This is a genomic window from Algorimicrobium algoritergicola (assembly GCF_008086165.1).
GTDB classification, from domain to species: domain Bacteria; phylum Bacteroidota; class Bacteroidia; order Flavobacteriales; family Flavobacteriaceae; genus Algorimicrobium; species Algorimicrobium algoritergicola.
The window spans coordinates 17,231-44,067 of record NZ_VSKL01000005.1 but is presented as its reverse complement, the minus strand read 5'-3'; the positions used below and the strand labels follow the sequence as shown (position 1 = coordinate 44,067).

The 26,837-nt window shown below is 34.5% G+C and carries 15 protein-coding genes; 5 read left to right on the top strand and 10 right to left on the bottom strand.

From position 1 onward, the window contains the following. Nucleotides 1-7: 7 nt before the first annotated feature. Together ES675_RS12145 and ES675_RS12140 are read left to right on the top strand one after the other, a co-directional pair. A complete protein-coding gene (locus tag ES675_RS12145; protein ID WP_066253457.1) occupies nucleotides 8-904 on the top strand; it encodes a FecR family protein in 897 nt (298 codons plus the stop codon). Continuing rightward, nucleotides 894-3,197 (top strand): TonB-dependent receptor plug domain-containing protein, encoded by a 2,304-nt coding sequence (locus ES675_RS12140; protein WP_066253462.1) that lies wholly within the window; start codon nucleotides 894-896, stop codon nucleotides 3,195-3,197. Before ES675_RS12145 ends, ES675_RS12140 begins: the two co-directional genes overlap by 11 nt. A gap of 69 nt (nucleotides 3,198-3,266) precedes the next feature. Here ES675_RS12140 and argS read toward each other — a convergent pair whose 3' ends face one another. Then, nucleotides 3,267-5,045, bottom strand: coding sequence for an arginine--tRNA ligase (gene argS, locus ES675_RS12135; RefSeq protein WP_066253465.1), 1,779 nt, complete (start codon nucleotides 5,043-5,045; stop codon nucleotides 3,267-3,269). Between the two features lie 482 nt (nucleotides 5,046-5,527). On the opposite strand from argS, the gene ES675_RS12130 reads away from it, so the two are divergent. Continuing rightward, nucleotides 5,528-7,594, top strand: a complete 2,067-nt coding sequence (locus ES675_RS12130; RefSeq protein WP_066253468.1) for a tetratricopeptide repeat-containing sensor histidine kinase — start codon at nucleotides 5,528-5,530, stop codon at nucleotides 7,592-7,594. 5 nt (nucleotides 7,595-7,599) lie between these two features. Here ES675_RS12130 and ctlX read toward each other — a convergent pair whose 3' ends face one another. The 9 genes from ctlX to porU all read right to left on the bottom strand — a co-directional run bounded on the left by ctlX (nucleotide 7,600) and on the right by porU (nucleotide 23,511). Next, the gene (gene ctlX / locus ES675_RS12125) at nucleotides 7,600-8,532 is read right to left on the bottom strand and encodes a citrulline utilization hydrolase CtlX (protein ID WP_066253472.1); all 933 of its coding nucleotides are present in this window, start codon (nucleotides 8,530-8,532) and stop codon (nucleotides 7,600-7,602) included. Nucleotides 8,533-8,679: 147 nt separating this feature from the next. Then, nucleotides 8,680-12,750 (bottom strand): FG-GAP-like repeat-containing protein, encoded by a 4,071-nt coding sequence (locus ES675_RS12120; RefSeq protein WP_066253476.1) that lies wholly within the window; start codon nucleotides 12,748-12,750, stop codon nucleotides 8,680-8,682. A gap of 154 nt (nucleotides 12,751-12,904) precedes the next feature. After that, the gene (locus ES675_RS12115; RefSeq protein WP_066253479.1) at nucleotides 12,905-13,588 is read right to left on the bottom strand and encodes an SDR family NAD(P)-dependent oxidoreductase; all 684 of its coding nucleotides are present in this window, start codon (nucleotides 13,586-13,588) and stop codon (nucleotides 12,905-12,907) included. Then, nucleotides 13,581-14,546: a M28 family peptidase gene (locus ES675_RS12110; protein WP_066253482.1), complete on the bottom strand. Its 966-nt coding sequence runs from the start codon at nucleotides 14,544-14,546 to the stop codon at nucleotides 13,581-13,583. Before ES675_RS12110 ends, ES675_RS12115 begins: the two co-directional genes overlap by 8 nt. 245 nt (nucleotides 14,547-14,791) lie before the next feature. After that, nucleotides 14,792-16,495, bottom strand: coding sequence for a pyruvate dehydrogenase complex dihydrolipoamide acetyltransferase (locus ES675_RS12105; protein ID WP_066253487.1), 1,704 nt, complete (start codon nucleotides 16,493-16,495; stop codon nucleotides 14,792-14,794). Between the two features lie 3 nt (nucleotides 16,496-16,498). Then, the gene (gene pdhA, locus ES675_RS12100) at nucleotides 16,499-17,497 is read right to left on the bottom strand and encodes a pyruvate dehydrogenase (acetyl-transferring) E1 component subunit alpha (RefSeq protein WP_066253490.1); all 999 of its coding nucleotides are present in this window, start codon (nucleotides 17,495-17,497) and stop codon (nucleotides 16,499-16,501) included. A 110-nt stretch (nucleotides 17,498-17,607) separates the two neighbouring features. Then, complete coding sequence (gene cdd / locus ES675_RS12095) at nucleotides 17,608-18,090, bottom strand: cytidine deaminase (RefSeq protein WP_066253494.1); 483 nt, start codon at nucleotides 18,088-18,090, stop codon at nucleotides 17,608-17,610. A gap of 258 nt (nucleotides 18,091-18,348) precedes the next feature. Then, a complete protein-coding gene (gene porV / locus ES675_RS12090; RefSeq protein ID WP_066253497.1) occupies nucleotides 18,349-19,608 on the bottom strand; it encodes a type IX secretion system outer membrane channel protein PorV in 1,260 nt (419 codons plus the stop codon). A 33-nt stretch (nucleotides 19,609-19,641) separates the two neighbouring features. Further along, the gene (porU, locus tag ES675_RS12085; RefSeq protein ID WP_066253500.1) at nucleotides 19,642-23,511 is read right to left on the bottom strand and encodes a type IX secretion system sortase PorU; all 3,870 of its coding nucleotides are present in this window, start codon (nucleotides 23,509-23,511) and stop codon (nucleotides 19,642-19,644) included. Nucleotides 23,512-23,775: 264 nt separating this feature from the next. On the opposite strand from porU, the gene gldJ reads away from it, so the two are divergent. Then, nucleotides 23,776-25,461 carry a gliding motility lipoprotein GldJ gene (gldJ, locus tag ES675_RS12080; RefSeq protein ID WP_197503502.1) on the top strand — a complete coding sequence of 562 codons (1,686 nt, stop codon included), beginning with the start codon at nucleotides 23,776-23,778 and terminating at the stop codon, nucleotides 25,459-25,461. A gap of 67 nt (nucleotides 25,462-25,528) precedes the next feature. Continuing rightward, complete coding sequence (locus ES675_RS12075) at nucleotides 25,529-26,815, top strand: UDP-N-acetylmuramoyl-tripeptide--D-alanyl-D-alanine ligase (protein WP_066253503.1); 1,287 nt, start codon at nucleotides 25,529-25,531, stop codon at nucleotides 26,813-26,815. The last annotated feature ends 22 nt before the right edge of the window (nucleotides 26,816-26,837 follow it).

Sequence of the window (26,837 nt, the reverse complement as noted above, 5' to 3'; positions counted from 1 at the left end):
GTAAATTATGAATCAAGAAGAACTGATACAAAAATGGTTGCAAGACGACTTGAATCCTCAAGAACTAGCCGCTTTTAAGGCACTTGATGATTATGACGCGCTTATGAAATTATCAGAAAACTTGATGCATTTTAAAGCGCCAAAGTTTGATGCGTCCGTTGCTTATGAAACTATTTCAGCAGAAATTTCTAAAAACCCGGAATCAAAAACAAAATGGTTAAAACCTATTTTAAGGATGGCTGCTTTAATTGCTATTTCGTTTAGTGTGTATTATTACACAACGACTTTAGACACACATATTTCAACATTAACCGCTGAAAAAACAACGATTGAGTTACCGGATTATTCTGAAGTAACTTTAAATTCACAATCCCAAATAACCTACAATAAAAAAAGCTGGAAAAACCAACGTGAATTGACTTTAAATGGCGAAGCTTATTTTAAAGTTGAAAAAGGCTCCAAATTTAATGTTCAAACAGCTTCTGGAACTATTACCGTTTTAGGAACCCAATTTTTAGTAGAAAATAGAAATGATATTTTTGAAGTGGTTTGTTATGAAGGCTCCGTACAGGTTACAACTGACCATAAAAATATGGTTTTAAAACCAGGCGATCAATTTTTAATTCTAGATGGGAAATTTATTGCACAAGAAAAAGAAAACAATCTAGATCCAGCTTGGTTACACAACGAAAGTCAGTTTAAAAGCATGCCGTACAAATTTGTTTTAAACGAATTGGAGCGTCAATATAAACTGAAAGTTGATGCAAAAACGATAAACACATCCGTATTATTTACAGGTAAATTTGTTCATACAGATTTAGAATTAGCCTTAAAAGCTATTACATTACCTTTAAATATTACTTATACTAAAGAAAATGGTTTGATTGTTTTACATGAAAAATAAACCCTTTATTATATTTTTTTGCTGCTTTTTTGGCGTGTTTGGAATGTTGCAAGCTCAAAATAATTCCGCCAATAAAGAATCCTTACAATCCGTTTTAGAACATATTGAGCAAGAATACCAGCTGTCATTTTCTTATGCTGATGCTACGATTTCCGATAAAAAAATACGTCCTCCAAGCAAAAACATTTCAAAAGCAAAACTCATCACGTATTTAGAAACTGAAACGCGTTTGATTTTTGAATTGGTATCAGAAAATAGTTATGCCGTCAGACCTATTGAATTTGCAGATATTACCAAAACCCAATATCTGGACGAGGTTATTCTTAATAATTATTTAACCGAAGGCATTTCAGTACAAGCGGATGGAACAACACATGTTCATTTAAAAACCTTTGGAATTTTACCTGGCTTGATAGAACCTGATGTATTACAAACCATTCAAGCCTTGCCAGGAATTACAAGTGCTGATGAGCGCGTTTCTAATTTAAATATTCGTGGTGGCACTAACGACCAAAACCTCATTCTTTGGGATGGCGTAAAAATGTATCAATCCGGCCATTTTTTCGGACTTATTTCAGCTTTCAATCCATCATTGATTGATCATGTTTTAGTTTCTAAAAATGGTTCTAGCGCACAATTTGGCGATGGTGTTTCTGGAATTATTGATATGCAAAGTTCCAATACCATTTCAAAAAGCATACAAGCAGGAATAGGTGCCAATATGTTAGCTGCTGATGCTTTTGTTAGTATTCCTATTTCAGAAAAAATAGGCTTACAAATTGCAGGAAGGCGTTCACTTACCGACGTTTTTAACACACCAACTTATAAGCAATATTTTAAACGCATTTTTCAAGATTCCGATTTAACAAACCCTACAGAAACGGTTTTAACAAACTCGGAAAAATTCTATTTTTATGATGTTTCTGCCAAACTGATTTATGATATTTCCGAAAAGGACAAATTGGAAGTCAGTTTTTTAAACATTGAAAACGCCTTGGATTACCAAGAAACTGCCACTATAAACAACAGCAATACGCTTTCAGATAGTCAACTTACACAAGGTAGCTTCGCCATAAATAGCAAGTACTCTAAAAATTGGAATCCTAAATTACAAACAACATTTCAAGCCTATTTTTCCACATATGATCTGTATGCTAATCATGCTGATGTGAGCAATAATCAGAAACTCATTCAAGAAAACGAAGTAACTGATGGTAGTTTTAAAGCACATATTCTTTACAACGTAGATGCGCAATTAAATTACGAAGGTGGTTACCAATATTCTGAAGTTGGCATCAGTAACCTTGAAGACGTTTCCAGTCCAAATTTTAGACGGTATATTAAGGAAGTGTTACGAACGCACGGATTTTATAACGAATTAACCTATAAATCGAAATCCGGAAATACGCGAGCACGCTTTGGATTTCGGGCAAATTATATAGAGAAATTTTCAGATTTCTATTTTGAACCACGCGTGAGCTTCAATCAAATTATTGCTGAAAATTTTCGGGTTGAAGTTTTAGCAGAACTAAAAAGCCAAACAACATCACAAATTATTGATTTACAAAACGATTTTTTAGGCATTGAAAAGAGACGATGGATTTTAGCTAATAACGACGATATTCCAGTCATAAAAAGTCAGCAACTTTCCACCGGAATTCATTACAACAAAAACCAATTATTAATTAGTTTGGAAGGCTACATCAAACAGGTTGATGGCATTTCGTCTAGAAGCCAAGGTTTTCAAAATCAGTTTCAATACACCAATTCTATTGGAGCATATCATGTAACAGGATTAGATTTTTTAATCAATAAGCAATTTGAAAATTTTAGCACTTGGTTAAGTTATTCTTATAGCAAAAACGCATACACCTTTCCAGAATTACATAATGGCGACAAGTTTCCAAATAATGTAGACATCAAACATCAATTAAATGTATCTGGAACCTACACGTTAAATCGTTTGAAATTAGCATTAGGCATGAATTGGCATTCAGGAAAACCCAACACATTAATAGATAGTGGTCAAACCGAAGCTTCCAACACACTTGTTTACGGAGAACCCAATGCAGAAAATTTACCTGATTATTGGCGAACTGATTTTTCAGCCATTTATAGTTTTCAACTTTCAAAACACACCAAAGCACAGATTGGCGCTTCCGTTTGGAATATTTTTGACACGGAAAACATCATAAATAGTTATTATATCATGGATGCTAATAACAACGTAATTCTAGTAGAAAATGTAGCATTAGGAATTACGCCAAATCTTTCGTTTCGCGTTTTATTTTAACCGAAAAACCATCAAAAACATATAGTTTGACAGCAAATCTCCACTAAAAATATCCATGTCTAAAACAACTTACATGCGTTCTGGCACATGAATACCTAACAAACTAAAGCCATTTTTAATAATTTGTGCCACCGATTGTGAAAGTTGAACACGGAAAACCTTTTCAGTTTCAGAATCAGCACCAAGAATAGAAACATTTTGATAAAACGAATTAAATCCTTTTACTAAATCATAAATATAATTTGCAATTAAGGCTGGACTATGATTGTTTGCAGCATTTTGAATAACTTCAGGAAATAATTCTATTTGCTTAATTAGGTCGCGTTCTTTTTCATGTAACACAATATCTGTAATAGATTGAGAGATATTAAAATCTGCTTTTCTTAAAATAGCTTGAATTCGCGCATACGTATATTGAATAAAAGGCCCTGTATTTCCTTGAAAATCTACAGACTCTTTTGGGTCGAATAAAATACGTTTTTTAGGGTCTACTTTTAGAATGTAATATTTTAACGCACCCATACCAATAGTTTGATAGAGTTCTTGTTTATCGGTTTCTGAATAACCATCAAGTTTACCAAGTTCGCTTGAAATTTCTTCGGCTGTATTCGTCATATCCTGCATTAAATCGTCTGCATCTACAACAGTGCCTTCACGACTTTTCATTTTACCACTTGGCAAATCTACCATTCCATAACTTAAATGGAAGAGGTTTTTAGCCCAATCAAATCCTAATTTTTTCAAAATTAAAAATAAGACTTGAAAATGATAATCTTGCTCGTTACCAACCGTATAAACCATGCCTCCAACATCCGGATAATCTTTAGCACGTTGAATAGCTGTTCCAATATCTTGCGTCATATAAACGGCTGTACCATCGGCACGCAATACAATTTTTTCATCCAGACCATCTTCGGTTAAATCACACCAAACAGATCCGTCTTCTTTTTTGAAGAAAACCCCTGTTTTTAATCCTTCGGCAACAAACTCTTTACCTAATAAATAGGTTTCACTTTCGTAATAGAGCTTATCAAAATTAACACCTAAGTTTTTGTAGGTCACATCAAAGCCGCTATAAACCCATGCATTCATTTTTTTCCAAAGTGAAACAACGTGCTCATCACCTGCTTCCCAATTAAGAAGCATATTTTGAGCTTCCACTATAATAGGCGCTTCCTGTTTAGCTTCAGCTTCAGTTTTCCCTTGATTGATGAGTTCTGCAATCTCCTTTTTATATTCCTGATCAAATTTTACATAATAATTCCCAACCAGCTTATCACCTTTTAATCCTGTAGATTCTGGCGTTTCACCGTTCCCATAACGTTCCCAAGCCAACATACTTTTACAAATATGAATCCCACGATCGTTAATGATTTGGGTTTTATATACTTTTTTACCAGAAGCTTTTATAATTTCGGCAACACTGTACCCTAATAAGTTATTTCGAATATGTCCTAAATGCAAAGGTTTGTTTGTGTTAGGTGAAGAATATTCCACCATAACAGCTTTATCATCTTGTTTTGCCTCTACAAACCCAAAGTCGCTTTTTTGAGAAATAGCATTGAAAAAATTTAGATAATAGGCATCTTCAATTTCAATATTTAAAAACCCTTTAACCACGTTGAAACCTATAACGACGTCCAGATTATCTTTTAAAAACTGACCAATTTGCTCACCAATTTGAACAGGGTTTCCTTTAACTTCGCGCAACATAGAAAAGACAACAATAGTTATATCGCCCGGAAATTCTTTACGTGTTGCTTGAAATTCTACTGAAGAAATAGCAACGTTATAAATGGATTTTACCGCTTGTTTTACAGATTCTGAAAGGGTTTCTTGAAGGTTCATTTTTACATTTTTAAGAGTGCAAAGATACTATTTTAATACAAGTTATTCATGCAATTTATAGTTAGAATTACTGGTCTTATCTATTTAGTTAGTGGCCCAAGTTAAGAGGAACGTAAGATTCGCGTTTTCGGAGATTAGCAATTGTCTAACAAGTCATTCAATCAAATACGTCTATTTATCGATGAAATATACAGGTAAAACCTCATGTGCATTTCATCGACAAACGTGTCGTTATTCCAAGATAATTACCGTTAGTCGGAATCGGTTTTTTTGAAGAAAAAGTGATTGGTCATTTCAACTAATTTATTGGTATTAAAACCTAAAAATTAGCATTTTATATCTCTTTTAACAATTTTTGTGAAGTAAATGCTATTGATCCCAAATTAATGGGCTATTTAAACTAACACATTACCTGCTTTAACGTTGTATCTCAAGATTTTAATTAAGCTTGATTATACTGCTCGTTGTAGCTTTATAATTGTATGAGGCAATTAATTACTTTGTTACTATTTCTTTCTGTTTTTATTTGTTTCTCCCAAACAAAAGAACAGGATAGTCTTACTATACAATTAGCATTTCAAAAATCTGATACGTCTAAAGTTGAAACCTCGCTCAAGCTTATCAAATCGCTTTATGATAGTAAAGAATACGCAAAATCTTTAAAATTCATTTCTGAAAGCGAGAAATTATCAAATGCCTTAAATTATCAAAAAGGAAATGCAGCAATCACCTATTATAAAGCTTTAATATTTGCTGAAAAGGATGATTATATAAATGCTATTGATAACTACACCAAATCTAAAGACTTATTTATTGCTTTAAAAGATACTTTAAGCATTGCAAAAGTAAATAATAGTATCGGTCTTATTGAGATAGCTCGTGGCAATTATAATAAAGGATTACAGTATTCATTATCCGCTATTATTGAATTAGAAAAACGCGGCTTAAACAAGGAGTTATGTTCTGCCTATAAGAATTTAGCTGATGCTTATGAGCATATTAACAATCGTGCTAAAGCAATTGAATTCAACCTGAAGCGCCTGGAGATAGAAAAGAAATTAAATGATAAAGCAGGCATAATTACAACGCATAAAAAGCTTGCTGAACTTTATTCTCTTGAAAAGGAAAACCGAAAAGCAATTGATTATTACGAAAAAGTACTTCGTGACTTAAATGAAGAAAACGATTCCTTAAAAGGCGAAATCTTACCGCGTTTAGGTGGTGAATATCTTCAATTTAAAGATTATGATGTTGCTACAGGCTATTTATTAGAAGGTCTGAAATTAAATAGGCAAACGGACAATCAATTAGGATTATTAATTTCACTTAATAATTTAGGGAAACTTAATTTACAACAAAACAAAACCACTATTGCTGAGATTCAATTAACGGAAGCGGGTAATATTGCCAAATCTTTAAAAAACGATCAGCAGTTATTAATGAATTATAGATTGATGACGGTTTTAGATTCCACCAACAGAAATTATGAACGCGCTTTTGAATGGCAACGCGATTATTATAATCTTAAAAAACGGATTGATTTACAAAATCAGTTACCTAAAGCTGAACCAGCATCTAATGTACCATCTTTAACAGATATCAATGCTATTAGCAAATCAGTTGAGTCTAATATATTAGCACAGCACGAACAAGAGAATACGGAAAACGAGAAAAAACTTAATGACTTGAGGTTCGTGTTTTATATCTTATTAGCAGTATTTGCCATTGTCCTCATCTTTTTTGTGTTGATCTATTCCAAGCGAAACAGCCGATTAAAATACACACGAGATTTAGAAGAAAAAAATCAGAAAATAGAATTACAAAATGCGGCTATTTTAGAGCAAACCAAACATTTAGAAGACATTAATAAGGTTAAAGATCGTTTATTTTCCATTGTTTCTCATGATTTAAAAGATTCACTAACATCCATTAAAGGATTTATTGATTTATTAAATGATGGCTCGTTAACACAGTCTGAATTTAATTCGTTAATTCCTGAATTAAGTGAAAATGCTAACAATGCATCCTTGTTGCTTTTCAATTTATTAAACTGGTCTAAATCGCAAATGCAATCTTTAGAATCCAATCCTAGTTTATTTGATATTCAAGAAGTATTTGAAGAAAAGACACACTTATTAGAACAAAAATTAGAGAAAAAGGGCATTACATTAATCAACCAAACCTTACACGATTTTGTTTATGCAGATCGAAGTATGATTGAAATTGTTGTTCAAAACTTACTAACCAATGCCATAAAATTTAGTAAATCGGGAGATACAATTACCGTAGCAAACCGGATAAGTAATGGACGCTCAATAATCAGTATTTCAGATACAGGTGTTGGTATTGCACCAGAAAATATTGAGAAGCTATTTAAAAACAGCACATTCACAACAGTTGGTACCAGTAATGAAAAAGGTACTGGTTTAGGACTAACTATTTGTAAAGAATTAGTTGATCTTAATATGGGTAAAATTTGGGTAGAAAGTAGCCTTAATAGAGGAACAACATTTTACATTGAGTTACCTAAATCCAATCCTGTAGTATAAAATTTTCAGGCTTTAGGCAAGAACACTTCGGCCATCATACAACGTGCACTTCCACCTCCACACGTTTCAATAGTTTCTAACGAGCTTGATAAAATAGGACAATGCTTTTCAATTTCGTTTATTTGAGCAACGGTTAAACTGTCATGAGCTGCTTTGCTCATAACTAAATACCGCTGGTTTAAATGTCCTTGAACCTGGAGCATGTTTCCAGCAAACTGATGCATTTGCGCTTCTGTAATTGCAATAATACTTTTTCCGTCTTCTTTTAAGCTCTTTACAATAGATTTACGCTCTTTTTTATCATCTATGCTATCTAAACAGATTACGGCAAATTTTTCGGCTAGACACATCATCACATTCGTGTGATAAATTGGTAAACGTTTTCCTTCTACTGTCTGAAATGCTGTAAACAACATAGGTGCATAATCAAAATCCTCACAAAACTCGATAAATAAATCTTCATCCGCTCTGGCCGATAATGCGCAATAGGCTTTTTTATTAGTTCTATCCAACAACAGACTTCCGGTTCCTTCAAGAAATACACCTTCGTTTTCTGCTTCTGTGTAGTCAATAATGTTTTCAATTTTAAAGCCAGCTTCTTCCAAGCGTAAAAGAATATCTTCACGTCTTTCCACACGTCTGTTTTTAGCAAACATAGGGTAAAGTGCTACATCACCATTTTCATGGAAGCTCACCCAGTTATTTGGAAAAATTGAATCTGGTGCATTTAATGACTTGATATCATTTTCTACAATTACCGAAACACCAACAGCACGCAGTTTATTAACAAAAGCATCAAACTCTTCTTGCGCTTTCGTATTAATTTCAGCGTTTTTAAGATCTATTTCTTCCTGAAAATAATTGTTTACCGCTGTTTGTTCATTCATTCTAAAATGAACTGGGCGAATCATCAATATGGTATTTGTTGTTTGTGACATCATGCTGTATTTGGATTGCAAAATTATGATTTTTTATAGAATCCCATGCATGTTTAACAATAAAAAGCAAACGTCTTTTAGAACCTGCTTAAAAACAAAGAAGGCTGCAAAATGCAGCCTTCTTTGTTTAAATATAAAATCAATTTATTAGTTTCTACTAACAATGATTTTCTGTGAAAAATTATTTCCAGATAGGATATAAACTCCAGTAGCTGTTGAAGGAGGAATGGTTATTCTAGCATTCCCACTAAATCCATCATACTGTGTATTAGATAGGGTAATGGAACGACCACTTACATCATATAGTTTATAGTTATCATCTGGGTTTGCATAGGTAATATTAATAGCACCACCAGAAGATACTGGATTAGGATAAATAGTTGACGTATTCAAAGCAAAACTATCAACTCCTAATGTAGAACCATTAAAGTAAGGTATAGCAAAATTGTACGCTTCAATACCAATAGTTTCACCAATTATACGGCCTGGAATATCATCAGCTGGTGGATGAATTCCTCCCCAGATTCTTGATAAACTACATTGATCTGATGCATCACGATATGTTGCCCATTGCAAGGTAATATCCACAGATGGACCTTCTTCAAAAACTAAAAAATCATTTTTATATGCTACAAACTCACCCATTCCACCAGGGAAATATTCATCTCCAGTAATAAGGGTCATAACTTCAGCTGCAGCCCTTGAGTACGTAGAATGTCCTGAAATAAAACCAGCAAAAGGTGGTGTTACAAACGATGGTCTTTGGTAAGGCCACCAATCTTCAGATAAAATCCAACCTACTCCAGCAGTATCGGTATCTGTGTTACTTACAAAGTCCGGACCTTTCCATGAGTATAATTTAATTTTACCCACATTTTGGTCGAAACCACCAGCAAGTGGATCGCCAGATTCTACCAATTCAACAAAACCAGGTTCGAGCTTAATACCTTGCGGGTTATAGCTAGCTAATTGATCATCTGAACTTTGACCTAAATCTGCCATATAACGGATAGCTGAAATTGGACGAATATAATCATGCCATCCTTTTATACTCCAAGCTGTAATAGCCGCATCATGCATGGCACCACCTAAAATAAAATACGATTTCACATCCCATTCTACAGGAACTAATTCGGGTCCTGTTCCATTCAGTTTTTTCTCCAATAATGGATTATCAGATACATGATTTAACAATGTAAACCAGTGACCTGGAGGTGTTTCAGAATCTGGACCATCTGCCCAGAACTCGGCTAACACACGTGTATAATCACCACGAGGCACGACTTGTGCTTGGTAAGGCTGATTAGTTACAGGATTTAAATTACGTCCTGTCCCTGGATCGCCTCCACTAACACGGTTATAAAATGTTGGGTATTGTGTGTAATCTGTAGGAAATGAAGAAATAGGTGTATTTCCAATAGAACCTGGCGAGATGTCTAGCATAACACCATCAGCTGGATCTAAATGAGAACCCCAAACTGACACCAATGAAAAGTTCCATTTATAAGCTTCACTTGAAACACTTGTATTGGTATTATCAATATATGGTGGATTTGCAGGATTGTGGTATACACTATAATCATCACCATCACGTTGAAATACATCATTATCTGCATTTGTCATAGCAAATGGCGTAACATCTCCCCATTCTGGACTTAAAAAGTTTATAACATCCCCATCAATTAAATTTCCACTTTGATCAATATACGTATCTAAACTTAATGATTGCCAGCGATTAGGATCCGTTAATGAAACAGCTTCATAAGCTGGCGCTAACGGTGGATTAATTGGCTGATAATATCCATTATCATAGCCTGTAGCTTCTCTTGCGCCATCAGAATTCCCGTAATCTATTAGAATTTGGCCAATATAGTTTCCTAATTCAGCTGCATTACCTGTAGTATAATCTGTAGATGTCACGCCAGTGCTATAGCCCAACTGATCCATTAAGAAATTAAAACGCTGCTGTGTTTGAAAAACACCAGGTGAATTTTGAAATCTATGCGTCAATAATCTATACATCGCGTAGCTTACTGCTTTATTAACGGACACTGTATTACTTTCTAATGGTGTAAAAGCTTGAAGCGTACTCGTAAAACCATGCACTGTATTTCCTACTAAATATGGATCACCGTGTTGTCCGTTCCCAGGGTTTTCAATTTTATCATAAATTGCCCAAGTATCGTACATAGCAACACTGGAATGAAATAAATTTCTAGCGTGTACGGTTGGTCTAGCAAAATCTTTTCTAATTGCTTCAAGTAATGCCTCATTCCAAAGTCTAGCAATGGATACGTTGTCTGGAGTTTCATAAATGACGATATCCACATCTAATTCAATAACTGGACTAGAGCATAAGGTACTCGTTTCTTTTACAGTTATTTTTCCTGAATCATTAATTCCCCATTTTACAGTAAAACTATTTGTTCCTTGACCACTAACTAATTCTCCTCCTGTTATAGTCCATAATAGTGTAGAGCTTGGATCAGATAACGGATAGGTGTACGTTTCTTCGCTTAAAAAACCGACTGTAGTAGCACCTGTAATAACATCAGAAGCCAAATAGGTGCATGAACCATCATCAACTGTTGCTGACGGATTGTACGAACATGATGTTGGATCTGTACAACCAAATATTTTAACACTTGGTGAAATCATTAAATCAACCATACCAACACCTTCAGTAGCTTTAAAATGAGAATCAGCAGCAATATTTTGATACGATTCTACAATCCCTGAAGGCCATTTAATAGTAACATCACTAATTTGAGTATCTGCATTTAATCCAAAATGAACAGGTTTGATGCTCTGACCTAAAAATCCAACTCCATTAAAGTAACGCTTAAAAGTCCCAGAAGCCGTAGTAATTGTTACTTCCGTACCAATAGCACTTTTGTTAGAGGTTGTTCCTTCTAAAGACAATTTAAAGAAATGTACCGGATTTGGGTCACCCACATTTAATAACGTGTTTTCATATAAAAAAGAGTTGATATCACTATTGGTAAGATATAAATCTAAATCACCATCATTGTCATAATCAAAATCAACCGCTTCAATACTAATTGTTAAATCATGAAGATTTGATGCCATTGTAGCATTTTCAAAATTATTATCCCCTTCAACATATTTGTTTTTATAGTACACATTATACTCTGCATTTCTATTTTCGAAGGTATATCCATTTGCAATAAACAAATCTTCATCACCATCTAAATCGAAATCAGCAAACTTGGTACCCCAAGCCCATCCGTTACCAGCAATATTATTGGCTAAACTATTCTCTGTAAATGTATTGGTTCCTGAATTCGTAAATAAGGCCGTTTCATCTATTCCTGTAATGAAAAAATCAAAAAATCCATCATTATTATAATCTCCCATGGCAATACCCATGTCATCAAAATTATTATTTAAACCAACTGCACTAGCTTGTTCTGTAAAACTTGTACCGCCATTATTGATGTACAAATAATTAATTTCATCAAAATCATTACTGACATATAAATCCATAAACCCATCTTGATTAAAATCAAAAGGCATGGCTGTAAAACTTTCTCTAGGTGTCACTTCTGCAATTCCAGTAGAAACCGTTACATCAGTAAATGTCCCATCGGCATTATTATGATATAACAGGTTGGAAGAACATCCACCCCAATCATTAATATAGATATCTAAAAACCCATCGTTATCATAATCAAACCAAGTAGCTCCCATATACTGACAGGTAGTAGCTAAATTAAATCCAGCGGTGGCAGTAATATCAGAAAATGTACCATCGCCATTATTTTGATATAATAACACATTAAAGGTGTTGGTTATAAACAAGTCTGGAAAACCATCATTGTTATAATCCCCCCAAAAAGCACCTTGTTTAAATCCGTCAAAGCTATAAAATACACCATTTTGACTGTAATCTGTAATTAACATATTATTTAAACCAACAGCTACCGTTACATCTGTAAAAGAACCGTCGTTATTATTTTTAAATAATTTACTATGTGTACGTTCAATACCATTTACATCGATGGCTTCTGCTACTACAAAAATATCCATAGCATTATCTCCATTGTAATCTGCAACTGCAACACCACTATTTTGTTCAAGGTTTCCTAAACCAGAAACCGCTTCCGCGCGTTGAAAAACTTGTGCTGTAGTTTGTAGTACACAAGTCATGAAAATTAGGCTCATCATTAAGCCTTTGAATAGTTGATTTTCCTTCATAATAATTAATATTTAATCAAATGAAGCACTATTTATTCTTTACTAAAAATTTATTCTACAAAGTGCCAAATAATTACTTTAAATGGTATGTTCAGTAAGAAAAACTCTTAAGCAAACGTTAAACAAAACGTTCAATATTCTGATATAAAGAATTTTATGGCGTAGAATTGGATACTTGTAAAAGTTTTCCGTTATAGTGTTTTTGACCGGTTGTAGAAAAGTCAAAAATATAATTTGCCATAGATTTTGGTGTCATGGGCACTTCAAATCCTGGGAATGCTTCTTCAAGCATTTCGGTTTGTACAGCACCCAATGCTAAAACATTAAAACAGATACCCGTTTCTTTATACTCCTCTGCCCATAATTCAGTTAATGTTATAACGGCACCTTTGCTGGAGCTATAAGCTGCTAGGCCTGGAAATTTCATGCTACCTTGAACGCCGCCCATAGAACTGATAGTTAGCACATGACTTTGACTCTTCATAAACGGAAGAATAACACGTGTCATTTCCGCTACACCAAAAACATTGGTTTTATAAACGAATTCAAAATCTTCCAATGTGGTTTCAGAAAAGGGTTTATTAAGTAGTGCACCCGCATTATTAATTAGAATATCGACGTGGTTCCATTCATTTTTCACAAACGTTTCTACTTTATGGAAGTCGGCTTTTTTTGATAAATCGAAAGGAAAAGCCGTTACATTAGGTAGCTTTAAGTCTAAAATGGGTTTTGCATTTCTTGATAATGCTAAAACTTGATAGCCTTTTTCTGAAAATTGCTTGACTAATTCAAACCCAATTCCTCTACTTGTTCCCGTAATTATAACGTTTTTACTCATCGTTCATTTTAATTTCTTGGGTTGCCGTATTACTCATTTTTTCAATACCTGGAATCAATTGATTAATTAAACTAGCCATGTGGTCATAATCCAATTTATCTATTTCGTCACCTACGTGATGGTAGAAATCATAATTTGATAAATCGCAAGACGAAATAGTATGTGAAGGCATTTTAAATACTTCATAAAACGGATAATTATCTGATGCCTTAAATAAGTTATATTGTTTAGCTACTTCAGATTCTCCTAAAAAATTAGATCCAATATAACCGTTAATTTTTTCAGCCATATTGGACTTACCATAACCTGTTACAAAAGCCACATAGTCACGATCTTTAAAAGGCACACCAATCATTTCCATATTTACAACTGTGTATAAATTAGCATTTTCACCTTTGAGTCTATTTGCTAAATGTTTAGAACCTAATAAGCCCATTTCTTCAGCCGAAAACAATACAAACATCAAACTACGTTTATTCGTTTTTTTAGCTCCAAAATAGCGTGCCATGGCCAAAACAGAAGACGTTCCAGCTGCATTGTCATTGGCGCCATTAGCAATTGAATCAGATTCAATCCTATTTGCTTTAGTCCCAATATGATCATAATGCGCACCAATGATAATGATTTCATTTTTTAGCGTTGCATCTGTACCTTCTAAAAAACCTACAACATTATAGGCATCCATTTCTTGAACTTTAAAATGATCGCGATAAGTATCATAATAAGGGTTGATGCCAAATTCTTTTAATTGCTTTTCAATATAATTTGCAGAAACGTCAATTCCAACACTACCTGTACCACGACCCATTTGATCATCGGATGCCAAGAAGGAAACGGTTTCCTTTACCTCACTAGCTGTTATAGTAATATTTTCAACAGTTTTAACTTGTTGATTTTCTTGTTTTGTTTTACAGCTAAAAATACTGATAGCAACAAATAATAAGATGAGCTTTTTCATGTGTTAATTTTTATTGCCTGCCTTTAACAGACTCGTTTTTTATTTGCCATCCCGATACATATCGGAACTGTTTCCATTAATGATAGCCTTGGAAGCAAATGCTTCAAGCAGGCTTGTTTCCTTGAAATAAATCAAATGTCTGCCGATAAAATTATCTGACTTTGATTAAAGTTTAAATATAAAAAAATCCTGCTTGGTTTAGCAGGATTTTCTAAATATATAAGGTTATACTTTTTAAATATAAATTACACTAACATGGTTATTGGATTCTCAATATAACCTTTTAAGGTTAAAAGAAATTCTGATCCTGTAGCACCATCAACCGTTCTGTGATCGCAAGCCATGGTTAACTTCATTGTGTTTCCTACAACTACTTGACCATTTTTTACAACCGGCTTTTCTAATATAGCTCCAACAGATAAAATAGCAGAGTTTGGTTGATTGATAATAGATGTAAAGCTTTCAATTCCAAACATTCCCAAATTAGAAATGGTAAACGTACTGCCTTCCATTTCTTGAGGTGTAAGTTTTTTGTTTTTCGCTTTTCCTGCATATTCTCTAACCGCAGCGCCAATTTGAGGTAAGGATTGCTCATTTGCAAAACGCACAACTGGCACCACTAATCCGTCTGGAACAGCAACAGCAACACCAATATGAACGTGATTATTTAGTTTCATTTTATCATCAAACCATTGTGAATTTACCTGCGGATGTTTCTTTAATGCCAAGGCACAAGCCTTCACAATAATATCATTGTATGAAATTTTTGTGTCCGGAATAGAATTGTATTGCCCACGGAACGCCATAGCATTCTCCATATCAAACTCCACATTTAAATAGTAATGTGGTGCCGTAAATTTAGATTCTGCTAAACGCTTGGCTATTATTTTACGCATTTGCGAATGTTTCACCTCATCAAAATCCTCTTCACCGGTTGGTACAAATTTTCCAACAGCGGCTGAAGACGTTGCTCCAGGTTTGAAGTTCTCGACATCGCGTTTTACAATACGGCCATTTTCGGCAGATCCTGTTATTTGTGAAATATCAATACCGCGTTCTTCAGCCATTTTTTTAGCTAATGGCGAAATGAACACACGTCCAGAAGCGTTTGATGCTGATTTTGAAACTGTATTATTTGTGCCTGAAGAAGCAGTTGCTTCTTTTTTCGAATCGGATTTTGATTCTTTTTTATCTTCTTTTTTAGATTCTGATTTTTCTACTTTAGGCTTGTCTTCTTTTTTATCTGAATCATCTTCAGTTTTAAAGTTTTTAGCAATAGCTGAAACATCCGTTCCTTTTGGTCCAATAATAGCTAAAAGGGCATCCACTTTTGCCGTTTCGCCTTCATCTAAACCTATATGTAATAAAGTACCAGATTGAAAGGATTCAAATTCCATAGTGGCTTTGTCAGTTTCAATTTCTGCTAAAATTTCACCTTCTTCAACCGTATCACCAATTTTTTTCAACCACGTAGCAACAGTCCCTTCTTCCATGGTATCACTTAATCGCGGCATGGTAACAACGATTACACCTTCTGGCAATTCAGTCTCTTCACTTGTATCGTCTTTCGAAGAATCTTCCGTATCTTTTTCTTCAGATTTATCCTCTGAATCATTTTCAGATTCGTCATCGTCTGCATCCGCATCTTCAGATGTATCTGCTTCTTTTTTGGCTTTTGAATCTCCTTTTAACAGATCTGAAATATCTTCACCTTCCTCGCCAATAATAGCTAAAAGTTCATCTACTTTAGTGGTTTCACCTTCTTGAACACCAATATGTAATAAGGTGCCCTCGTGAAACGATTCAAATTCCATGGTGGCTTTATCAGTTTCAATTTCAGCAAGGATATCTCCTTCTTCTATCTTATCTCCAACTTGCTTCAACCACGTGGCAACGGTACCTTCTTCCATGGTATCGCTTAAGCGTGGCATGTTTATAATTTGAGCCATTGTTTATATTTTATGTTGTATGAATGGGTAATCTTCTTGATCGTAAACAGCGTCGTACATCACGTTCTTTTCTGGATACGGCGAATCTTCAGCAAACTTTTCACATTCGTCCACTAAAGCTCTCACACGTTTATCAATTGCTTTAATCTCTGCTTCGGTAGCGTATTTCTTATCAAGAATAATTTCTTTTACTTGCGTAATTGGATCAATTTTCTTGTATTCGGCAACCTCATCTTTGGTTCTATAATGCTGCGCATCACTCATGGAATGCCCTCTATAACGATACGTTTTAAGCTCTAAAAATGTAGGGCCATCTCCACGTCTAGCGCGCTGAATAGCTTCATCAAAAGCTTCAGCTACTTTTATTGGATTCATACCATCTACTGGTCCGCAAGGCATTTCATAACCTAAACCAAGCTTCCAAATATCTGTATGGTTTGCTGTACGTTCAACAGATGTTCCCATAGCATAGCCATTATTTTCACAAACAAAAACAACTGGCAATTTCCAAAGCATAGCCATGTTGAAGGTTTCGTGAAGTGAACCTTGTCTTGCAGCACCATCACCAAAACAACATAGTGTAACGGCATCACGGTCATGATACTTATCACCAAATGCAATACCTGCACCTAACGGAATTTGACCACCAACAATACCGTGACCACCATAAAAACGGTGTTCTTTTGAAAAAATATGCATGGAGCCACCTAATCCTTGAGAGGTACCTGTTGCTTTACCATATAGTTCCGCCATAACACGTTTAGGATCCACACCCATACCAATTGGCTGAACGTGATTTCTATACGCAGTTATCATTTTATCTTTGGTTAAATCCATAGCATGCAAAGCGCCTGCTAATATGGCCTCTTGACCATTATATAAATGAAGAAATCCTCTTACTTTTTGTTGAATGTAAACGGCTGCTAGTTTGTCTTCAAACTTTCTCCAGAAATACATGTCCTCATACCACTTTAGGTATACTTCTTTGGTTATCTTTTGCATTAGTTACGTTAATTTGATAAACGAATAAACAAAAGTAACACTTTACTTATTAACGAAAAAACCGAAAATCGTAAAATTACTATAAACCTCACTTTATGAAGTCAAAAACTCTAAAGAAAAGTCTTATCAAAAATTAAAGGTAATAGATTGGCAAGCGATTCTGATTTAACAACCTTTCCTGTTTCACCCATAAAATAGATTTCAATAGGTGCATTTTGCTTCACTTCATATTCGGCAATTGCTTGGCGGCATGCACCACATGGTGGAATTGGAGCCATTGTATGCTTAATATTAGAACCTGCAATAATAGCCATTCTAACCACTTTAGCATCTGGAAACTGCGAACCTGCATAATAAATAGCTGTACGTTCGGCACACAAACCAGACGGATACGATGCATTTTCCTGATTATTTCCCGTAATAATTTCATCATTGTCTAGCAATAACGCTGCACCAACACTAAAATTAGAATAAGGGGAATACGCTCTGCCTCTAGCTTCAGAGGCTTGTGTCATTAAAGATGCTACCGCTTCTGGTAACTCATCAAAATCATCATAAACCTGAAGAATGGATTCAATTTTTATTTCTTTCATAATCTATTTATATCTACTAAATTAAGAAACTATATGATACCAATTTAAGTATATATTGTCATAATAAATCGTTTCTCTTTTGCTTTATTTTTATCAAAAAAAAATTTACCGTAACTCATGCTATGCAAATTATTTTTAATTTCAATCAATCAAAAAATAATTCAATTTATTTAAACGACATTATAAAATTAAATTGGTGTTAGACAAAAAAACTATTGCGGTTTGCAATAGTTTTTTTGTTTTACTTATTTACATATTTTAATACTCTCTGTAAGTTCCTGGCCCTAAATTAAACGTCAACGAAAAACGCAACGTATTTTCTAAAGGACTCTTTACTTGTGAAGCCGAGAATAAGTATGATAAATCGATACCAATTACATTATACTTAAAGCCTGCTCCGATGGCGAAAAATTGTCTGGCACCTTTTTCATCACTTTCATGGAAATAACCTGCTCTAAAACCAAAGGAATCTTGATACATATATTCCGCACCAATTGCCCATGTCCATTCTTGCATTTCTTCACTAAATCCACCTGGTGCATCACCAAAGGATTGAAACATCCCTTTAAAAAAGCCTACGTTTGGATCTTTACCTTCTATGATAACATTTGGTGTAACGACACTTCCTAAAGCATCTGTATCGGTATCATCTGTTCCATTTTCTGGGTCATATACACCATTACCATTATTATCGGTATATGCAAATTCGGTTCCATAAATAGGCGGTGTTGGCACTAACAGTTTTGTTACTTCTGCCGTTACAGACACCTTATTATATTCATCCAAGATAAAATCGAATCCACCACCTAAACGCAACGTTGTAGGTTGAAAGTTTTCTTGACCACCTTCATCATATTTAAATGTAGGTCCAATATTTTGAATGGCAAATCCTAAACGTGTACGACCATTAAAGGTTGCATAGGCTTGCTCTTCACTTTGGTAATAACCTGAAATATCCACACCAAACGTACTTGCAGGAATGGCATCCGCATCAATAGCACCAATTTTCAAATCAGAACGCAAATAACGCATAGCAACAGACATAGCAAATTGCTCACTTAATTTTAATGAGTAGGATGCATCAATGGTCATTTCGTTTGGTTTTTCAATAAGTGCTTGAGAAAATTCATCTTGAACCAACTCAATTTCACCTAAAGAGAAATATCTAAAACTAGCCGCAAAAGCACTACGTTCGTTTATTCTGTTGAAGTAGGTTAAATTACCTAAAAATATATCTTTTACTAAACTACTTAAGTAGGGTGTATAACTAACACCAATACCTTGTTTTGTTTCTGAAAACGCATATTTTGATGGATTCCATTGTTGTGAAAACACATCGACGCCAGTAGCAACTCCCATATCTCCCATGGCTGCAGCACGTGCATCAGCAGCAATTAACACAAACGGTAATCCTGTGGTAATAACACGCGAATCATTTGTATTTGGTAAAACAACTGTTTGCGCATAAATTTGGTGTGCAAAAACAAGTGTAAATAGTATTAAAATTTGATTTTTCATGTATTGATTTTATTTAGCAAATATAAAGTTTTATTAAAGTATTACAAGTTTCTCGATTTTTTCAACGGATTTATTTAATAGTGGTGATCTAACGGTAAGCTTATAAATATAAACGCCTTTTCCAATTTTATCTCCAAAATCGTCACGACCATCCCAAACAATATCCCTGGATAAAGCTGACGTACCTTTCCCACAACATTCGGAAGAATTGGTTTGTCCATTGATTGTTTTTACCAATTTACCAGAAACGGTGAATATCTGTACTGAAACGTCTAAAGCATCCGAACTATTGTGATTAAACCAAAACTCGGTGTAATTAACAAAAGGATTTGGGTAATTTAAAACATTTTCGATAACAAGGCTCTGATTCTCGTCATGTACCACAAATTGAATTTCTGAAACAGATGAGTTATTATAGACATCCCACGCTTTCACTGTTAGTGTATGAAGTCCTGGCTCAATATCACGCAATGGGAAATTGGCAGTACCACGCTGATAATCATCAATTTCAGTTTGATAATAATCATTTAACACAAACGGATTCGTTTCGTCTCCATCTAAAATGGCTACGATATCATGACCAATTCCACTAGCGGTGTTTATTCCGTTTTCATCTTCTAATTTCACTAATAAACTAGGCGACTTATTGGTAATTCCACCAGACACGAAGTTTTCATCATTCATATATAACTGAATAACAGGTCCAATGGCATCTTCAGGTGCATCTTGATTTAGACCTCCAATAATTACAGAGCTGCTATTTGCTCCAGATTGATCATCGAGTGCATTGGTTTTTTTTGCATAAAAACTAACACGGCCATTACCCTCTGGAATACCTATATCTCTTGGAACAATAAATTCAAATTCAAATTGCCCATTGGTAATAGAAGCTTGACCTCTAAAGATTGTTGCGCCCAGCGTTTCAAAATCCATTTTAATAAGCTGACCACCTTCACGAACATTATCATTTGCTAAAGTAGTACGCTGTACCTTTTTGTCATATATATTAACCGAAAGCACCCCATTGTAATTTGAAAGCACATTGCCCGTTAAATCCGTTACTTCTCCAGCTAATTTAGCACGGCTTAATGCCTTTAATGTTGGTGTTGTTTGACTAACAGGAACATCATTAACAGCTGTTAAACGCACATTAGGTTTTGGGAATGTTAATTTCATAGCTGGATCACCTATAAAGAACACCAAGCGTCTTTGTCCAATTCCTGAAATGCCCGAACTAACTTTAGTTAATCTTAAGGCTTCAGCCATACTTGGATACTCATCATCTGCATAATCATCATCTGGATTATACGAAAATAAGTATTCTGTTAAGGCAATATTAAATGAAATACCAACGCTGACAAAAATTTGACGTGTGGTTGTAATAAGTCCAATGGCACCACCATCCTTGTTCCAATAGGTATATTCACCTGCTGTAGGACGCAGCGGGTTATCAAAACGCGTATATTCACAGGTTACAGTTACAAAGCAATTAAGCTTACACACATTATTTAAGTTCTGTGCATCGGGTTTTTCAAAAATTCGTTCTTTAGTCAAACCGTCTTCACCGCCATGTCCAAAATAATTAACCACTAAAACACCGCTTTCAATAGCATTAACCATAGCTGTTTTTACAGCTGGATACGTATTACCACCAGCTGAAGATTGCTGAACAAAGGCATCCGAATGAATTTTAGTAACATTTATAAAACTTTTTTCCGCTGTAATGTTATCACCAATGATATTGGTTGTTAATTGAATATCTTTTTCCCAAGATTCATCCACATCATCAGATATCACAACCACATTATTACGCCAATTACCATAAGAAGCTTCCACATAATAAGACGCCACTTTATCTACCATTTCTGATGCTTGTTGAGGCGAATCTGCTATAATACGACCAACCGCAATATCTAATTTATCTGATGTTTGCATTTCACCTTCATTAGGATCCATCATGCCGAAAAAATCATCTGAAACAAATGAGCTCGTTAAATTAAAACTATCATAAGCATGCCAAGACGGAACCACGTTAGTGTTATTTGGCACTCTTTCTTTATAATCAAAAGAACCATCACCAAATAAACACAAGTACTTTAAGCGTCTTTCGGGTGTACTGGCATTATCATAAACATATTTTACAAAGTTTCGAATAGCTCCAATATCCTGAGCGCCTGGACCAAATTCGGTGTATATGATACTTAAGTTTACCACTTTAACATTCAATCCATACTGCGTTCTATTAATTTGAGCTAAACGTTCAGCTTGGCCAACCATGTCACCACGAGCAATAATTATATAATCTATGTCTTGAAAAACGCCTTGTGCATTATTAAAAATAGACCCTTTCAAATTTTGATTGCTTACATAAGGATTTGAAACCATGATTGGTTCATGAAAACTAGGTGCAGCCACAACGGCATATTTCTTTAAGGAACCTAAATTGGATGTAAACGAAATAGTTGGGCTTGAACCCGTATTGCTATAAGTTCTAATATTATAAATGTCCGTTATATCCCAAACTTCATTAACTTGAGTGGCGTTTGTAAGATTGTATTGTCCAATACCAGATGCGCCTGTAACGGCACGGTTATAGAACACAAATTGACTACCAGCAAATTTTAATTCGCGCGTAGCTTCCAATGAAATATAATCTAAATAACCCAAGGCTGAAGGGTTTCCTCCATTATTATAATCGAGAGTAATAGCTATATTTGCATTAGACACATTTACATTGCCATTAAATACCGACTCACTTACTAAAGTTGTTTCTGTAACTGCTGGAATGGTTAAATTAGCAACAGATGTGGCATTTACCTTCAAATCCATTGTTGTAGGAATTTCGGATGTAGATGCTACATAGGTAGTCAGTTTTACCGGAATTGATGTCACAATATTTGGAAATGAAAAATCGAAAGTTTGAGACGTTTCAATATCAAATCTATTTCCAAACCAACGTCTGCCAACACTTGCTAAATTATATTCATCCACTTCGTGATACTGGTAATTCTGGAACGTATCAATCATCATATCTACAGATCCAGAAGGTTGAATCATAGGCTGAATTCGCTTCCCATTTCCTTGACTTATATTTATATAATAATAGGTTACCGAATTATATACGTTAATATTGGTATTTCTTTTTACATCATATCCATTTGGCCCTTCGGCATAAAACATGATATAATCGCCATCATGAAAATAGCCATCTGATTCACCTACAATACGAATAGCATTTTCAGCTAAATCATATGGATAAGGCTCTGAATTGGAATAAGGAATCATACGACCACCATTACCAAAAAGCTTAATGGTCCTTGGATCTACGGAATCAATATTAATTCCTAATTGTTGTAAAAATTGTCTAGATATTTTAAAAATTCCCGACTTATCAACCTGAAAGCGATACCATGCGCCAGAGCTTAAAACAGAATTCACAATATTGGACCTATTGGATGCTCTATTACTATTTTGCGTATTATAATTTACAGTGAAAGCGGTTATTTTTTTATAAACACCATTTTCCCTTATAACGGGTGAAACCGTTAAAAAGGCACCACTTTTATTACGACTAATACTATTGTTAAGACTAAACTTTATAGCATTCGGAATTGTTTTTAAATCAACATCCTTTAAGTCGTTTTTTGAAATAGAAGCATAGTTCACATTAGAAATCTGCACGGAATTCTCATTAATTAATTGCGGAATATCCCACTGTGCAATAAACTCCAAGCCATTCGATAAACTATAACTAAAATGCTCCTCGTTGAACGTAGGAACTTTTATAGAAAAGCTTTCGTTTGCTATGGTTTTAGTACCATCCCAAGTGATATTGAAACGCTTCTGTTGCGAAAAAGCCATAACAGAAACGAGCAAGGCAAATAGTAATAATTTCTTTTTCATTACACAAATAACGCAATTTAGTGTCGCTTATTATTAAAAATCAAAAAATTTTAAGAAAATGAATTCAAATTACAATAATAAAAAACTAAAACAGTCGTTATAGTGTAACAAAACAACGGAGAAATGCATAAAAAGCATCGTTCAAATGCATAATAAATAGGATGAACCGCATAATTTTTTAAGTAATAATCAAATAATTACTTGTATTTTTACGCATAATTCTTATATTGCGTCACCAAAATTATTTTTAGCTTACTTAAACGTATGGATATGAAAAATGTATTAACAATAAAATTATTGTTAGTTTTAGCAGTAGCAGTTACAGCAGTTGGTTGTAAACGATCAGGCTCAAACAGCTCTCGAGCAACCGGTTGGGATATTAATTCTAAAGATGGAGGATTCCAATACAATACTAGTTTTAAAGGACAAGAAGCAGGTCCTGGACTTGTATTTGTAGAAGGAGGAACCTTTACCATGGGTAGAGTTCAAGACGATGTGATGCATGATTGGAACAATTCACCAAATCAGCAACACGTTCAATCCTTTTATATGGACGAAACTGAAGTTACCAATTTAATGTATCTAGAATATTTAGATTGGATTAAACGAATTTATCCGCCAATAGAAGAAAACTTTAAAGCCATTTATGATGGTGTTCTTCCAGATACATTAGTATGGAGAAATCGTTTAGGTTTTAATGAAGTTATGACTGAAAACTATTTACGTCATCCTGGTTATGCAGAATATCCTGTAGTTGGTGTTAGTTGGATTCAAGCAGTTGAATTTGCAAACTGGCGTTCAGATCGTGTTAACGAATCGAATTTAGAAGCAGCAGGTTATATCCAAAGAGATGCTAAATTAAATGAAGTTTCATCTGATGCTACATTTAACACTGATACGTACATTAATGCGCCTTCTCAAGTTTACGGAGGAAACACAGCACTTACGGACCCAGAAAATACGCGTCGTCGTGTTCAAACCAATGCAGCAGGCGATCCAATAAATGTGAATGCAACTAGAGAAACAGGAATTATTTCTCCAAAATATAGACTACCAACAGAAACAGAATGGGAATATGCCGCTTTAGGTTTAACATCTATTCGTAGTTATAATGTATATAGAGGGCGTAAGAAATATCCATGGGATGGTCAATACACACGTTCAGGAAAACGTAAAGTAAGAGGAGATCAATTAGCTAACTTTAAGCAAGGTAAAGGAGATTACGGTGGAATTGCAGGATGGTCTGATGATGGTGCTGATATTACAAATGCTGTAAAATCTTACGAGCCAAACGATTTTGGATTATATGATATGGCTGGAAACGTAGCCGAATGGGTTGCTGATGTTTACAGACCTATTGTTGATGATGAGATGAGTGATTTCAACTACTTTCGTGGAAACGTTTATATGAAAAACGAACTAAATGAAGATGGTACAGTACGAATTGTTACGAGTGATGAAATTAAGTTTGATACATTACCAAACGGAAAAGTAGTTGCCAGAAACTTACCAGGTGAAATCCACCAAGTACCAGTTGATGAAAACGAAACATACTTAAGAACAAACTTTGACACCAGCGACAATAGAAACTATAGAGATGGTGATCAACGTTCATCTCGTGATTACCGTGATGGTTTTAATGAAATGGAAGACGGTTCTGGTGAAACAACACATACAAGACAAATGTATAACTCACCAAAACATAATGTTGAAACAGATTCAACAGGCGCTTTAATTCGTGAGTATGACCGTTCAGACAAGCGTACATCTTTAATTAACGATGAAGTTCGTGTTTATAAAGGTGGTTCTTGGAAAGACAGAGAATATTGGTTAGATCCTGCTCAACGTCGTTATTTTCCACAAAATATGGCAACTGATTATATTGGATTTAGATGTGCTATGTCTCGTGTAGGTTCAAAATCAGAGAACAAAAACAAGAAGAAAAACTAATTAATTTAGTTATAAAAAATTCAAAAAGTCCTGACCGTTGTCAGGACTTTTTTTATACTTTTATTTTATGGAATTACAGACACTTCATAAACGCTTTTTGGAATGCACAAGCGTTTGTACAGACACCCGAAAAATTACTAAAGATTGCCTGTTTTTCGCACTAAAAGGTGAAAATTTTGATGGCAATAGCTTTACCAAACAAGCACTTGAAAAAGGGGCTAAATACGTTGTTATTGATAACCATAACTTTACCGAAGGTCATCAAACCATTCTAGTTCATGACGTATTAGAAACGTTACAAGAACTAGCCGCTTTCCATCGGGATTATTTAGGGATTCCTATTATTTCACTCACCGGTAGCAATGGAAAAACAACAACCAAGGAGTTGATTCATGCCGTGCTTTCTAAAAAATTTAGAACAACCGCTACTATTGGTAATTTAAATAATCATATTGGCGTGCCATTAACGCTTTTATCCATGACCAAAGAAACTGAAATAGTCGTAGTTGAAATGGGTGCAAATCACCAAAAGGAAATTGCTTTTTTATGCAACATTGCCAAACCAGATTACGGATATATCACTAATTTTGGAAAAGCACATTTAGAAGGTTTTGGAGGTGTTGAAGGTGTTATTACAGGTAAAAGTGAATTATATAATTATTTGATATCACATGGTAAGCAGATATTTATCAACACAGCAGATCCGATTCAAGTGGATAAAACCAAAAATGCTAATACAATCCCTTTTGGCATTTCAGAAAATGAAAATCAGTTAAGCATTCAGTTTATAGATGCCAATCCTTTTGTTAGTTTATCGTATCACAATCAAACCATTACGAGTAACTTAATTGGTGCTTATAATTTTAATAATATAGCCGCAGCCATTACTATAGGAAATTATTTTGAAGTCACGGATTCTGATATCCAAAAAGCCATTGAGAATTATATTCCAACTAATAATCGCTCACAAATTATTACCAAAGGAACAACAAGTATAATTTTAGACGCATATAATGCCAATCCATCCAGTATGATGGTTGCATTGGAGCATTTTTCAAAACAAGAACATCCTCTTAAAATTGCCATTTTGGGTGATATGTTTGAATTAGGGCCAGAAGCTAAAAATGAACATCAAGCGATTGTCAATTTAGCCAGCACACTTCAAATTGATAAAGTCTTCTTTTTAGGTGAAAATTTCCACAAAGCAACAAGTCCTGATTCAAAAATTGTTTTCTTTAAATCATTTCAGGCATTTCAAGAGACTTTCAACGTAGAAACGTTAAACAATGCGCTAGTTATAATAAAAGGCTCTAGAGGTATGGCTTTGGAGCGTGTGTTGGAATTAATGGGATAGATATAACAATCGTTTTCTAAAA